Origin of the sequence: Anoxybacillus dikiliensis (assembly GCF_050613275.1) — a bacterium.
In the GTDB taxonomy this organism is placed as follows: Bacteria; Bacillota; Bacilli; order Bacillales; family Anoxybacillaceae; genus Anoxybacillus.
The window spans coordinates 2,528,162-2,545,353 of sequence record NZ_CP187112.1; the positions used below are offsets into that span (position 1 = coordinate 2,528,162).

Genomic DNA, 17,192 nt, shown 5'->3' on the forward strand with positions numbered 1-17,192 from the left:
TTATACAGCATAGAAGAATGGCTTGCTGTCTATTTGACAGAAGCCATTCTTTGTTCATCAAAATTCTGCTATTTGTTGAAGTAGGCGATACAACATAACGGCTGATTCTGCACGCGTAGCATTCGCTTTTGGCTTAAATACAAGTTTGCCGTTGACAACCGTGCCACGAATTAACTGCAATGACGATGCTAGACGTACATGTTCACGAGCATATGGTGCAATTTCCGACTCATCAGCAAACGAAATTGATCCATTGCCTTTTATATTTTCATTTTTGTACGCCAGAGCACGTACAAGCATCGCTGCCATTTGTTCGCGAGTAATCGCTGCATCCGGTTTAAAGAGATCGTTGCTTCCTTGAACGATTCCTGCGCGATATGCAGCTTCAATGTATGGTGCTGCCCAAGAAAGTGTTGCTGGCACATCTACAAATACACCGCTGTATGAAGAAACAGGTAACTTCAATGCCCGTGCAAGCAATACAGCAAATTGAGCCCGTGTAATCGATTCGTTCGGTGCAAAACGATCTTTTGTCATCCCTTGAATGATGGTACGTGATGCAAGTACTTCAATTTCTTCTTTCGCCCAAGCTAATCGGCTCGTTACATCGTTAAATGTTTTATTTTGTTCTACAACCACAAATGTGCCGAACGCATCGATTGAAACGACAAATTGTTTTTTCGACTGATCGTACACACCGCCAACGTATTCATAAGACTGACCGTTGAGACGATATACAGCTGCTTTTCGAGCATCGACAGGCGCAGAAGTCGCGTAAAATGCAACGGTGACAGGCTTTTCACTTACTACGTGTTGGCCATCGACTGTTTTCGCAGACAATTCGTATACAGGGGCAAGCACTTTGCCTTCTGTCTCTTGTTTCGCCTCTCTGACGTTCACAGATAGTTTGACGTCAGCTTTCGTAAATGATTTCAACACTTCTTTAGATAAAGCAATGTTGACCCCGTTCATCTCAACCGACATCGATTTTCCGTTAGCCAATAATGCCTCAGCTAACTGTTTCGGCACTTGTACGCTAAACGTATGAACGTTTTGTTCGCCTTGTTTACGCTCAACCGCAATGTTTACTGTAGCGACGTTTTTCGCCATTTCCAACACGCGCTCTGTAGATAATTCGACCGTCTTTTCACCATTTACAATCACTTCTTTACCAACACCTGTCGTTGGAGATGGTGTTGGCGCAGGAACTGGAGCTGGACTTGTTGTTGATCCTGAAGATCCTCCTGGTGCCGAACTAGCCGGTTGTTGTTTTGTTACAAACGTGTACGTATAATCTGTCATCGCCTTACCCGCATAGTCTGTTACTTGCGAGCCAATGACAACTTCGTACGTTGTACCATGTTTAAGTGGCGCGTTTGGTTTAAATGTAAATGATTGAACGAGTTTTTTCGTTGTATCTTCAACAAACCAACCGCTTTCTCCCTTGCCATCAAGTGAGCTCGCATCCTTTTTACTTTCGTCAGACTTGTAACCGTTATAAATACGATCGTACGTAAATGTACCAGTTACTTTTGTTTTTTGTCCGTTTTTCACCTCGTACACCGCAACACCTTGTTCAATGGATGCTTTGTCCATTAGTCGATCAAATGTGATTTGTACACTTGCGTTCGTATCTACGTTTTCCGCATTTGTTGCAGGCGTTGCTGCTTCTACGCGCGGATTACTTTGACGGACAAGTGGCACATTCAATTGTGTTTCCGCTGGTGGAACGTTCACAATGCGCGACGTATACGTTTCATAACCTTCTTTTGAGAAAACGACGCGCCATTTCCCTTCGATTACATCCCAACCGTATCGACCTTCTTCATCGGTTACTTGCGGATTCACTTGCCCGTAAAACTCTGCGTTCCATTTCACCCACTCATCACCTTGTAGCTGCTGGACTTCCGCTGTGACACCTTCTAAACGGTTCTCCATGCTACCTTCGAACACATAACCTGACGGGTCAATAAGCACAATAATTTGCATGAGCGGAAGACGAATTTCTTGCCCTTTCGCTTTGAAAATGAGCTGTAACATTTGTTCACCGTACGAGCTCCAAGAGCCTAATCTTGAGCCATCGAATGTGAACGTTTTGCCGTCACTTTGTTTTTCCATTTTATACTGTTCGCCTAAAAACTCAATCCACGCTTCATCGACTTCGTCACTAAATACAACTTTCGTATCGAGCGGTGTTTTTTCAACAATCGCAAATGAAGCAACACCCGTATATGGATTGATTGATACCGTTCCATTCCATCCAGCAAACACTTCGACTTTCTCCACTTTTGGGACAGAGGCATCATATTGAACAGTAGAAACGTCTGACATGTGCTGCTGACCGTTCTCTTTTACAATAGCATACAGTCCGAACGTTTCTTTTTCTTTTGTGACTGGCAAGTTGACAGTCGCAAACCACCAACGACCTTCCACTCTCGTTTCGGTTAATTTTTTTCCGTCAGCATATACTTCAACAACTGCGTTTGGTTTTGCTTTTCCGTATACTTTTATTTGTTTCTCTGCCGTTTGTGATGGGGCCTGCATCGTTACAAATAATACGTTTGTTGTTGCGGACAAATCATCTCCATTTCCGACTTTCGCCACAACACGTACAAAATCATCCGCCGTTTCTTTGACTTTTACTTGGAAGGCGATCGTTCCGGATTCGCCAGCTTTTACTTTAGGAATAGTCACTTTACCGTTCGTTAATGCAGCTTGTTGACCATTGACAACGAGCGAATTGTTGACAAGCTCCACATGATTCGGCAAAGTAAGTGCGACAGGAACGTTTTCTTCATCTACAGTACCGTTATTCCGATATGTTAGCTTATAGTCAATTGTTTTGCCTGGTACGACCGTGTCAACAGACGCAACGAAGCGATTTCCTTCACCTACAAAACTTCCTGTTCCTTTTGTAAATGTAAGCGTGACCGTCTGTGATTCTTTTTGAATATCAACTTCTTGCTCAAGCGTTTTTCCGTTATACCATGCTTCAAGTTTGTACATACCTGGTTGTAAGCCGCGAACTTTAAAATAGCCATCTTTATCGGTACGCGCCCAACCCGCATATTGTCCATCTTTATCATATACGTATACGTACACATGTTTGAGTGGCTTACTTCCTTCGTACACACGTCCATCAATGTATTTTGCTTTCTCTAACGTGATCGTACCGAGATCGAGCGTTTCACCTTCACTTGCCCCAGAAACAGTCTCTCTCTTTTCGACATAATCGGTTGCTGAGACGACATATGTGATTTCTTCATTTGCGCTTAATCCTTTAATTGTAAATGTACCATCCTCTGCAAATGATACGTAGCCATAGCTACTGCCCGTATATGCATACATCCACACATTTGTCATTTCGTCGTAATCAGCAACTTTTCCTGTCACTGTCAATCCTTTATCGAGTGTGATAACTACATCATAATGATCTTTTGTAATGTCTACTTTTTGTTCTTTCGTGATATATCCAGGTACACTTGTATATAATAAATAACCATCTGCAACAACGACGTTTGGAATCGTTACACTGCCATCTTCGTTGTATTCAACTGGATATGTTGAATGGTAAAAACCAAGCTCGTAATTCGATGTGCGGTATACGTCATATTGGTATAAATAAAAATATGCATTTGGTTCCGTAATAACATTTCCATCTTTATCTTTGAACGTTAGCTTGACATCAACGACCTCGATGTCTTTTTTGTTTAATGTGAATTTAATTGGCTCTTTTACATAATTGTGCTCTGGATCAATCGTAACTTTTGTTTTCAACGTTTCATATAAACCGTTTCCGTACACGATCAATTTATACTCTCCAGCCGGTACACGTTTTAATGCACGATCATCCCAAGAAACGAACTGCCCTTTTTGATTAATATATCCACTAAACCATGCACGATCGTTGTACATCTCTACGTATAAACGATCAGTTACTGCCTGTCCATTTTGATCAACAAAATGAATGCGCACTTCTTGTGGTAAGTTGAGCGTGACTTGTTCTTTTTGTCCATAGTGTAATTGAATAGTCGAGACAGAGTAATTCCACTCTTGCCCATCATAAACATCAATACTGTAAAACCCTTCTGGCAGTCCTTCTAGCTTAAACTTGCCATCGGATTGGATAGGTGCTGTATATGCCCCAATTTGTACTTTTCCTTTTGTTAACGGCTCGCCATTAGCACGTACTGTTCCTTCAACTGTTGCACCTACATACTTTCCAATGTTTTCGATCAGTTCGTTCGTTTTTTGTCCTTTTTCATTTGTAATAAACGCAACAGCTTGATCAACTAGCTTCATGCCTTGTTCAATCGGGAACGCCCCAATGTATGCTTTACGCTCCGTATCGTACGGCAAGCTGATTTCTTTTTGCTTCCCGTCATAATATACGACCGCCGTCGCTTTATAACCTTCTTTATATGAGCCATATAATTCAATGTCGATGTTTGTATCCAATTTTAAGTACCCTTGGTCCGTATGAACTTTCAATGTCGTTGCTGCAAATTCTTCTGTTTTCCATTCTGCCATCGCTTCACTACTATTCCCTATTTGGTCCACTGCAACAACTTTAAAACGATATGTCGTATTTGGGAACAATGGTGAGTAACGATATTCTTGGCCATTTAAGCCTGATTTGAGTTGTTGCCACTCTCCACCATTCACTTGAAGTAAAATATTGTAGTAAGCAACATCGCTATCTTCATTCCAACGAATAACGAGTTCATTGTTCTCCTCTTTGATCGTCACTTCAGGCTTAGCAGGTGGCGTTGTATCGACTGTAATTGTTACAGGTTTAGATGAGTGTTCACCATCTGATGCGATTAATGAATACGTTCCATCCTCAAGCTTTAACTCGGTAGAGAAACGACCTGTTGAATCTGATTTGGTTTTTGCAGATGCAATTACTTCTTCTCCTTGTTTTGCTTGTACAGTTAAATCGACATTCGCCTTCGCATATCCATAAATGTGAATTTTATTGTCATCCCCTCGAACAAACGAGCCGTCTTGTGGCGAAACAATGACTGGTACGGTATTTTCAGAAACAGTAAACGACGTATATGCTCTTTCACCTGTTCCTGTCGCCAACTCAACTTGATATACGCCTGTAACTGCTTGATTCAATGTAAACGACGTTGAAATCGAACCATCTGTTTGAATATCTGCATCGTTCCATTGGTACGTATAGACAACGTCTCCTGTCGGCGATGTCACTTTTAATGTCGGTTTCATTCCGTAACCAGCTTGGCCTTTTTTACGTACGTAACCGTTAAACTTCACTTCACTATTTGGCGAGTAAATAGCTTGGTCTGTTTGAATATGAACTTCTTTTTCTGGAACAGGTTGTGTCGTTCCATCCGATATCGTAAACTTCTTTTTCCAGTATATATTGTTTCCATCTGAAAGTGTGAGGTCGTAATATACTACATATGTGCCATTTGGCAAGTTAGGTACTCGGAGATGGGCATAATCGACCACAGCATACTCTTTCTCAAACTCGATTTCTTGCCATTGTTCATTGACAATACGAATCGATGGTTCAATATTCTTATACACACCATCCGTTTTCTGTCGAATGCTCCTTAACTTAAAGTCACCTTGACGCAAATCAGTTTTCAAGGAAATAGAAGTACCTTTCAAACTATCTTTCCAGTAATATACATCTGCACTTTCTAATATCGGTTGGCCGGCAACGGATAGCGTACGAGATGTTGTAAAATTAAGATCAATAGGTAACAGTTCGTATACATATCCCTCGTTATCAACTACATTAAAAACAGCATGCTTGTATTGATCAGATGTCACATACACATGAGAAATAGCTTCCCCATTCAAATCAACGTATGCAACACTAGATTGTTTTTCACGCATGAACGCAAACGATGTTAATTTTTTATCACCCTCTATTTCAATCTTTGAAACGTCATGAAACGCATCCTCAAATGACAATACACGATGTTCTCCATTTACTTCGAATTGCTTGTATACAACATAACCATTATTTTCATCGTCAAATCCTCGATAACTCACAGTCATCTTTTGTGGGCGAACGAATACTTTTCTTTTAGCGTCATATGCATGAACTGTAAAATCACCAGACTTCATCGATAAGTAATACTCCGCTGAAGCTTTTTTGGTAATTGGGGCACCTTCACCTGTCACTTGAATCGGTACGAGATCCGTAGGTAAAGACAATGTCTCACCATCAAGCAATGCTTTTAATTGTTCGTATGTCAATTTTCTTGTGTCTGCATATACGGCATACTCGTTTTGTTCATTTTTCATATTGATAGAGAAACTTAATTCATACGTGACATCTGGTTTTAGTTTGTCAACGGGAATTACTAGGTTCGCTTGATCTCGCTCACCTCTTAGCCATTCCCAATAAGCATAATAAGTATCTCCTTCTTTATAACCGACTAACCAGCCATATGCCTCCCATACCGCCTCATATCCTTCTGGTAGTTCAATTTGAATCGTTTTCTTCTCTTCTTGCGCATGTACCACAATAGAAGGAGCAAAAGATGAAAAAATAAGTAAGACTGCTAATAGCGTATACAACGCTCTCCTCACTATAACATTCCTCCTCTTTTAGTAAGGAGGGGAAGCCCCCTCCTTTTATTCTACTTGGAATCGAACTTGATCTTTGTTCGCTTCAGCCATTGCTTTTTGATCCCATCCTGACCAAACGAACGCTTCTACTGTATACGTGCCTTTCGCAAGGGATGAAAGCGGCAACTGCATACCTAGACCGTTCGTTCGTTGTGGATCGAGCTGATCGATCGTTAAGAAAGCACGCCCAACGACTCGGCGGTTTGCATCAAGCACTTGTAAAATCACTAACGGTTTGACTGATGCATATTCTAAGTTTTGTACACGTGCCATCACATAAGCAGAACCCGTCTGATTGAACGATGTTTGCTCCTCACCGTTTTCATTTAATACTTTTACAGCTTCAATTAATGTTTCATAGTTGTACACGACGAATGTGTTCACTTTTGAATCAACGAGCTTTCCTTCTGCATCGTACGCTTCAAACAACACTGTATACGTGCCATTCATCGCATCTTGTGCCACTTGATAAGAGTAAGAATAATATTCTCCCACTCGTTCTGGAAGCTGTTGCTCTTCGCCCATTGGATTTTTCACTTTTACTTTCCACGTCACTTCTTCGTTTGCATACGCACTTAACCATGCTGGGCGGTTTGTGCTAACAAATTGGTTTGGTTGTACATATGTGTCCGTAATCTCTACTTTTGGTGGCTGTTCTCCTTCTGCTAGACGATAAATCGATACAACTTTTTGTGTCACATGACCACCGAGATCTTTTAATGTAAGCACAAATGTGTTGAGCCCTTCCTCTAACTGTAACTCTTGCGTATACGTATGTTCATAATCTTTCATGACAAAAGGACTTTCAAAATCTACCCCATAGGCAAAATCGTCATCGACATAAAACTGCATATGACGATAGTTATCTTTTAACTTCACTTGTAAGTTGAACTTGTCCACGTCATGTGAAACATACTTTGGAATACGTTCTACTAGTTCGATTTGTCCAGGTGTCGAGTCAACAAAAACAGTACGGTTAATGGTGATCGATTGACCTTTTTCATCCGTTGCAGTCACTTGGATATCTTTCACTCCGTCGCTGCCAAACGAAACGACTGTCGAAAAATATTTTCCAATCATCGGATCATTGCTTACATTTACTTTTTGACCGTTCACCGTCACATCGACATTTGACACATCACTAATCATGCCAAATACATGCACATCTCTTGAACCGTACGCACTAAGTGGCTCTGGCGAGAATAATGAAATGATTGGCGCCTCATCATCTGCCACAACAGTTGATGCAAAATTGACATTTCCTGCGTGGTCAATGGCTGCCACCGTTACTTCTGCATTCGTGTACACTTTTGGAAGCTCTAGGCTCGTTTCTTCTTTTGATAACAATGTTTCACCTGTAATAGATTCGCCGTTGACAAACACATCATAACCAGCAATGCCGGCACCGTTTTCAATCGCTTCCCATGACACCGTATTTGTTTCTTCATCGTATTCGACTGAAAGTGTTGGTGCTACTGTGTCAACAATGACCGGAATTTTCTTAGACTGCCAACGAGCATTTGGATAGTCGATCACTGCTTTCAGTTCATACGCATATTCTCCATCTGGAACGACTTGAAATTTCACCGTTCCATCCCATAGACGGCCGTCCATGTAGGAGAAAGGTGGTTGATATCCCCCATCAAAGAAGTTTTTCCGCACATTGTTTTCCGACTTAATGCGACGCAGCTGTTTATCGCCTTTTAAAATATTGTATTGCACTTCTTTTGCATTACGTAAAAATGTTGGAAGTGGCTGGATGGCATCCATAAATCCGTCACCATTTGGTGAAAACGCGTACTTTCCTTCTTCGTTCGGCATTAAGAACCACGTGTATTCGTCCATCATCGTCGACCATCCGTAAAACGATGATTCTCCGAGATCAGCAATACCGTCTAAAATATTCGGCTCATCCCAATGACCGTAAAATCCGACATATGGAATAGTTAAATCCGGCTTCGTATCATGCTTTAAAGCTACAAATCCTTCTACAAAAATGTTTTCATGAAGCTCTTTCACTCCGTCAGTTGTCGGTATTTTAGCATTTGATAAATCTACTTTTACCGAAAACTGTGTTTTTCCATTCGCAGGAATAGTAATTTTCTGTTGTGACGGGGTAATTACCGCTCCTTCCATATGGCGTGCAGTTAAAGCATTATATTTTCCGTCGACTAAATCTGTGAGCACATTTGCTTTTACATCATATGTGACATCTTCATTGGACATGTTGTATGCGGTAAACGTCATTTTAAAAGACTTTTCAGTAAAATCACCAAGCTCCACTTTTGCTTCGCCCGTTGTCGTATTGACGACATATACTGGTGTGGTAACTGCCGCATACGTTTGCATCATTCCTGCACCTTGACGACGCGGGGAGAATGGATAGCCTTCTTGATCAGTGATTATATTTGCGGTATTCATCAGTAAAATTTTCGCAAGTTTCGCCCGTTCTTTTGAACTGATGTTCGGAAACTTCTCTTTCAAATGCTGCATGACAAGCGCTGCACCACCGGCTACATGTGGCGCTGCCATTGACGTTCCGCTCATATAACCATATTTATTATTTTGTAGCGTCGAATAAATGTTTCCGCCTGGCGCAGAAATTTCTGGTTTCAATTGTAAACTTGGCGTTGTTCCCCATGACGTGAAGTCTGTCATTCGTCCCATTTCTGGGTCTTCGATTTCATTTTTAATTTCAAAATTTACAGTAAGCGAACCACCGTTGTCGTCAATAAGCTGCTCTAATGTCTGTCCATCTTCTGTTTCAATTTTCATAAATGGGATGAGATCCCATCCGCCTTGATCTTTATAGAAGTTCGGGTTGCCGTTGTTATATACAATAATTCCAATTGCTCCGGCCTCTTTTGCGTTCATTGTTTTCTCATAAAAAGAAATTTTACCACGCCGAACGAGAACGACTTTTCCACGTACGTCAATTCCGTCATAATCTTCTGCGAAACCATATGCACCGCCAAGGGAAACGAGTTCCACTGCTTCTTCCCCAAACGCTTGCACCCAGTTATCTGCTCCATAACCTACAACTTGAACATCACCAGCGTTTACGAACGTCTCATACAAATATTTTTCATTTCCTGTCGCCGCAACTTGAAGAGCATTCGCTGCTAATCCTGGAGCCCCAACTGTTCCAATATCAGGGTTTTCAGCAAGCGGGTTTCCAAATCCGTAGGAAAAGTGTCCGGAGTTACCTGCTGATACCGACACGACAATTCCGTTTTCTGTTGCACGTGCAATCGCTTCGCTTGCCATATCTTGCTCGTTATAAAACGCCGCCGCGCTCCCTAAACTCATATTAATGACGTCTGCACCTAATTTGATCGCATCGTCAATAGCTGCTACATATACATCGTCATATGTATATGCATACATTGGGTCGTTGCTAAATACTTTCATCGCTAACACTTGCGCTTCTGGAGCAACACCAGAAATTTGACCATTTGCAGCCGCTGTTCCAGCTACATGCATACCGTGCATCGATGCATCCGGACCGAGATCGCGAATTTCATCAGTTTTGTCGAAGTAGTTATACCCGTATGGAACTTTTTCTGTAAAGTATTTTCCTGGGAGGTTATGTTCACTAACAATTTGTTCTACATCATCTTTTGTTAATGCTTCATCTGTTTGTTCACTCAATTTCATATCTTGATGGGCAGGGTCGATGCCTGTATCAATAATCGCGATGACCGTACCTTCTCCACGCAACTGTGCATCTGCCCATGTTGCTTGCGACTGGATAAATTGATGACTTGTTTTCATATTTGGCATCGGTTGCGGGCGTTTGTAAGCATTTACGAGATGCACAGCCTTAACTGAAGGCAAACTTTGAATTTTTTCAATATCTTTGTATTGCACTTCCGTACTGAACCCGTTTACAACGGTTGTAAACGACTGCTCCACATCAATGTCAACACCAGACTGTTGAATTTGTTGCAATGCTTCCTTTTGTTTTTGCTCCGCTTGTTTTTCCAGCTGTTCACGCGTTTGCTCAGACAAATCTTTATACAACTTTCCTTGTTCCGTTGCATATTGAAGCGGCGTTTTTCCTTCCACCTCCACTACAACACGTACGTGGTCTGTTTCCTGCCACTCTGCTTTTTGTGGAAGCTTTTTTAATTGACGTTCAAGCTTCTTTTGCACAAGTTCCCGCTGAAATTTGCTAGACGATGAGGCGGACAATGTTTTAGAACTAGGTGACGAATCGGCCCATGCGCTTCCGGCAAACATGCTCGCCATTAACACCGTCGTCGTCATAACACTAAAAGGCTTTCTCCACTTCACTCGTTTCTCTCCTTTCTCATATGGAAAAATAAAGTTATAAAACTATAAAATACATAAAATATTATAATATTCTTGGTTTTTTATTGGTATACGAAAAATTTCGACACTTTCCGACAAAAAAGTAAGACCTCCTATTCGGAGGCCTTACATCAACTTCGCCTTTGTTAAAAACTCTGCTAACACCTTTGCCATCTCCGCACGTGTCATTCGACCTGCTGGATCAAATGTACCGTCTGGGCGACCTTGTACAATCCCTGCTTGATATATTGCTTCAATAGCTTGTCTTGACCATACTGGCAATTGACTCGCATCACGGAAATCCGCTAGTTTCTTCGTTTGATCTTTTGCCGCCTCGTCAAAGTTGACGAACGAAAGGTTAAGAGCACGCTCGATCATGACAGCTGCTTGCGCGCGTGTAATCGGCTCATTTGGTGCAAACGTGCTTGGTGTCTTTCCTTGAATCACACCATACTTCACCGCCGCAGCAAGTTCACCATGTTCGTTAAACCATTCTGTTCCTTTCACATCGGCAAATCGTCCATCATATGTTTCACCCGGCAACGCAAGCGCACGCACAAGCAATACGGCAAATTGCGCACGCGTCATCGGCTCATTTGGTCGGTACGCCGTCTCTGTTACCCCGCGAACGAGCTGTTTTGCTGCCAACGAATCAATATACGGCTTCGCCCAATGTTGACCGACATCCGCAAACGTCGTTGCTCCTTCGACAACAACATACGTCGAGTTCGTTAACGACTTCGCTACCGCTTTTTGATCGACAAACGTTGTCGGTACTGGAGTCAATGACCCGTCATCGTTGACGCGCACAACTACCGCGCGATTTGGCTGAACAGGTTGTTTGAGCGCAATCTCTCGCTCGACATATTGAGTAAAGCGATCAATGGCTTGTTCCTTGCCATTTGCTTTTGCGACAACGTGGAACTGTACCGCATCAGACAACGTTTTCACCCGTAATTGTGGCACATCTTTTACTTTCATCTCGACGGAAATGCTTACTTGATCTACCGTCGTTCTGAATTGTTTAGCCACTTGATCTACTGCTTGCTTCACTTCTTTTGCTGGCAATTTATACACCGCTTGTTCACTCGCACTAACAATCGTCGCATCGGATTGCTTATTCGCTGCTTGAACAAACAACGACGCAGGTACGTCTACTTTTGTTGCCACATCTTTAACGAGTGAACCTGTGGAAATGACGACTTGTTTCTTTTCATTTGAAAGTTCATTGACGATCGTTGCGATATCGTTCGACGAAACAGTAGCAACTTTTTCAACAACTTTTCCATCTCTCTCTTTCACTTCCACTTTCGGCTCAACAACCACTGCACCTTTTTCAGGTGTTGTACCGCTACCTGGCGTTGTGCCACTTCCTGGCGTTGTGCCACTTCCTGGCGTTGTGCCACTTCCTGGTGTTGTGCCACTTCCTGGTGTTGTGCCGCTACCTGGCGTTGTACCATTACCTGGTGTTGTGCCGCTGCCTGGTGTTGTGCCGCTGCCCGGCGTTGTGCCGCTGCCCGGTGTTGTGCCGCTGTCCGGTGTTGTATCCTCTTGCAACACACCTTCGCGCAATTGTTTTGTTTCAATATTTAGTACGTAGTTTTTCGTATTTTTTGCAATGGCACCACCATCATTTTTAAAGATGTCTGACTTACTTCGTTCAGACGGTTCAATATGGATGGCCACTTCTTTTTGATTGGCTGCTGGTGTGAACGTGTACGTAAATGACATGTCGTCTTGAATCGTGACTCGTTCTTTATTAATCGTTAACACGCCATCTTTAATCGCGTTTCCTTTAATCGTGACGCGTTCCCCTTCCTTTTTCACATCTTCGACAACGACAGGCATGTCAATCCAACGTAAAATATAGTCTTGAATGACCATTTTGTTATTGCCTTGATTGTGCACGGTTACTTTTAAATCTGTGCCAATCGCACCGTATCCGTAATAGCTAACATCATCATCCGATTGATCGTCACGTGTATGATCAGCTAGCCCTTCTTGATCCCATGAGCTACCTTTTACGTATTTATAAATAATCGTTTCGCCTTCTTGTAGCTCCGTTTTAAACTCCCAATCTGGCGTTACGGCTCCACCGCGCGTCATTTCCCATGCTCCTGTGTTCCAGCCATTGATGCTATTCGGAATTGTAATACGCGTATCTAACGGTGTATAGCTTGGTGCTTTCACTTTAAATGTCACTTCAACCATGACAATGTTCGGTGTAATTTCCACCGCGTTTGATGCCACGAAGTTTCCAGCGCGGTCATACAATTTCACGACGTAAGTGTATGTTTTTCCGTTTTCTACATCATAATCTGTAAATGATGTACTAATCGTTGTTGTCGTATGAATGACTTGACCGTTACGCTCAATCACAAGCATATATGCATCATTGTCATCACGATCAACGAACGACCATAATAAATTGACTTGACCCGATTCAACTTCCGGTTGAACAAGTTGAACATCTTTTGCTGGTGCTTGTGTATCTTCTGTATTTGCGTTGAGCGTAAATGTTTTTTCGCTTGTGTACACCCAATCACTACCCATATTTGTCGTAAATCCGTAACGATACGTATACGTTCCCGCTTGCAACGGAGTGAAAGAAGCACGGAATACGTTTGCTTCACCATCTTGACGATCATACACTGCTTGTACGTCTTCCCACTTGTCACTATTCGGTTTTTTCACTTGTAAAACAGCTTGAATACCATCAGCTAGCCCATGTTTCGTTACATCAGCAATTTGCGCTTTTGCTTCCACCGTCATTGGCGTAGCTAAATCGAGCAGGCCATCGTTCACTTCGGAAAGTAAAGCAACGTTCTCTTCTGTTAATGGATAATGTGGTACAACGCGACTTGTTTCTACTTTCACGGACTCATTCCCATTTCCATCAACAGCTGTAATCGCAAAGTAATATGCTGTACCGTTTTTCAAATTGTCAATCACAACAGTTTTTTCATTCGTTTCTTTGACAAGTTGATAACCTGCACCTTTTAATGTCGATTGATAAATACGGTACGTTTGGGCATCGCCTTCCCACGTTAACTCGACTTGACCGATTCCCTCTGTCGCCTGCACGTTTGTTACTTTATTCGGAAGATCGACAGTTACTTTTCCAAATAACATCCGACCGTCCATCGCCGGAACACGTAACGTCATTTTTCCATTCGCCACGGTTACATCGTATGAATCATGTAGTTCGTCTACAAGTTTCACTCCGTTTGGAATGAACGCAGCGACATCAAGTTCCACCGTTTGTTCGCTATCGCCACGGTTCATCGCAACAAGTGCCACATCGTTTTTATATTGGCGAGCAAAGACGTATACATCACCTTTCGCATATACTGTCTCAATTGTCCCTTTCGCTAATACATCTTGATGTTCTGTGCGAATCGCACCTACTTTTTGATAATGCGCAATAAGCTCCTTGTCTTCGCTTCCCCACGGATACGTACGACGATCGTCTGGATCTTTTGAGCCTGTTACACCTGCTTCATCACCGTAATAAATGGTTGGAGCACCTGGGTAGCCCATTTGCAAAATGGCCGCAAGTTTTAATCGCTTTTTACCGAGTTGTTCATTGTAGTTTGGATCAAGCTCGGCACGCTCATATGAATCTGTTCCGTTTCCAAGCAAGAAGACTGCGCGAGCTGTATCGTGTGAACCAATTAAGTTCATGAGCGCATAAAACGCTTCTTCTGGATAATCTTCACGAATCGCTGTTAATCGCGCATCAATTTCCTCTGCTTTACCGTTTCGTAAAAAGTCTAATACAGCCCCGCGGAAACGGTAGTTCATGACCGAATCGTATTGATCACCAAGGAAGTATTTTGATGCATCATCCCAAATTTCACCGAGAATTAACGGCTGTTGTCCGTTTTTGAGCGTTGGACCACGGTCATAGTCGCCTTTCAACAACTCTTTACGAAACTCACGCCAAAACTCCGTATCCACCTCATTGGCTACATCTAAACGCCATCCTGAAGCTCCTCTCGTAATCCAGCTTTTTGCGACAGAATCATCTTCATAGAAAATATAATTCGCAAGCTTTTCATTGTTTAACTCACTCGCATACGGCACTTTATTACCAGTAATTGATTTGAATTCTGGTAAACTATCAAATCCCCACCATGATTGATATTTGTATACGCCGTTTACTTTTTCATTCTCGATATTGAACCATAAATGGAATCCGTACGGACTGAACTGTTGTCCCTCATCTTTAAACTTTTGTTCTACTTGAGCACGCGCTTCCTCTTCCGACAATCCTTTATCGTTCATTACATCGTATACTGCTGACCAATATTCATATGCTCCAACAGTCGGATATTTTCCGTAACGATCAAAGTAAATGGAATCGTCGGATACGTGATTAAATACCCCATCTAAAATAAGATGCATACCGCGCGATGCAATCGCTTGCACAAATGATTCAAACTCTTCAGGCGTTCCGAACATCGGATCGATTGCCTTATAATCGTGCGCATCATATTTATGGTTGGATGGGGCATGCGCAATCGGGTTTAAGTAAATGGTATTTACACCTAAAGACTGCAAGTAATCTAGCTTTTGTTCAATACCAGCAATATCTCCACCAAAAAAGTCGTTGGACCAAATACCGTCACCGTCATATCCAGGAGTATCTTTCATACGTGGATTATCTGGAAGTTGCGACCACTCTCGATGTTCAATCGGTTCATTTCCACGCGCATTTTTTTTCACTTTGTCGTTATTTGGATTTCCATTAAAGAAACGATCAGGGAAAATTTGATATACGATCGCCTGTTTCATCCAATCTGGCGTTTTATAGTTTGGATCGTATACAGTCAATTGGAATAATTCTGCGTTTTTATCTACCGCTCGTCCCCATTGACCTTCTTGCGTATCCTCACCATATTCTGCTTTAGACGCACCGTCCATCGCGATAAATTTATAGCCATATAACCCTTTTTCTTCAGGAGTGAATGTCGCTTCCCAATACTCATCGTCTCCGATCACTCCGACTTTGTTCATCGCGTACAACTTCGCCGTTCCTGTCGTTGTATTCTTCACATATACGTTCGCTTTTGTTAAATCTCCTTTTTTCGCTGCTAGTCGAACAGTCACGCTTTCTCCTGCTTTTACTGCACCGAACGGTTGGCGATATAACGAATCCCATGTGTTATGTTTTAAACGATCTTTTTGAACGTTGCCATCTGAACCGATGGGATTGTAGTCCGTGTATAATTCCTTTGTTTTTGCATGAAAGAAAAACGTAATTGTCGCTTCTTCTAATACATTTAATTTCGCATTATCTTGAGGGTAGTTTTCATCCCAACGATTCCCTAACGTCACTTTAAATTCATAGTTTCCTTTTGGTACACGAGCGGTAAACGTGTAAATGGAGTCGAAGTTATCATCAATGAGAAATGCTGTTGACGTTTCCGGTGTCCATCCGTTTACTTCCGTTTCATAGCCAATCACAGGCAAAATCGTTCCGACGAGCCGCGGCTGTTTTTCTTTTGGAATCGGCGTATACCACGTTGAATCGGCAATCGCATGCGTGCTATCGTGGTAATAAAACGTTACTTCTGTCTCTTTTTCGAGCGTGAGAGAAATGTTTCCGCCGTTCCGTCCACCTGCGCCATAGTTTTCATCCCAGCTTCCGTCTATCGCGATTTTATACTCATACGTACCTGCTGGGAGCGTTCCCGTAAATGTGTACAAACCATCGCCTTCATGCTTCATAATTGTAGCAGTCGCTTTTGGATCCCACTCGCCTGTGTGTCCTAACTCATCTTGTAAGTTCCCAACGAGCGTGACGATACGTTGTTGTTGAACAGGTTGACCGACAACAACGACGCTATTTTTTCCACCATATCCATCATCTATTTGATTGTTATTTAGTGGATCTGGCTTCCAATTTCCATCTACAACAAATTTGTACATGTACGTTCCATCTGGAATCGTTTTTGTGACTGACCAAATATGATCGCTTTCTTTCGTTAATTCAATCTTTTTCTCCCCATCTGTTTGCCAGTCATTAAACGATCCAGCCAGCAAAACAGACTGCTCTTCCCCTGTTCCAACGTAGCGAAACGTCACATCGTTTCCGTTAACAACAGGGCTTTGCACCGATTCATTTGCGCGAACGATTGCGCTAAATGAAAACAACTGGGCAAAAAGCAAAAAGATTGAGAAATAAGCGACATACTTTCTCCATCTTCTCTTCACCATCTGCTCCTCCTTTATTCAAATGTTCTTTCAAGTGAAACCGTTTG

Annotated in this window: 3 protein-coding genes; all 3 read right to left on the minus strand. The window is 42.3% G+C overall.

Going from position 1 to position 17,192, the window contains the following annotated elements:
- Positions 1-57: 57 nt before the first annotated feature.
- Positions 58-6,573, minus strand: a complete 6,516-nt coding sequence (locus ACPF7I_RS13315) for a carboxypeptidase regulatory-like domain-containing protein (RefSeq protein ID WP_430745778.1) — start codon at positions 6,571-6,573, stop codon at positions 58-60.
- A 45-nt stretch (positions 6,574-6,618) separates the two neighbouring features.
- Complete coding sequence (locus tag ACPF7I_RS13320) at positions 6,619-10,908, minus strand: S8 family serine peptidase (protein WP_430745777.1); 4,290 nt, start codon at positions 10,906-10,908, stop codon at positions 6,619-6,621.
- 144 nt (positions 10,909-11,052) lie between these two features.
- Positions 11,053-17,145, minus strand: coding sequence for an alpha amylase N-terminal ig-like domain-containing protein (locus ACPF7I_RS13325; protein ID WP_430746031.1), 6,093 nt, complete (start codon positions 17,143-17,145; stop codon positions 11,053-11,055).
- Positions 17,146-17,192: the final 47 nt, after the last annotated feature.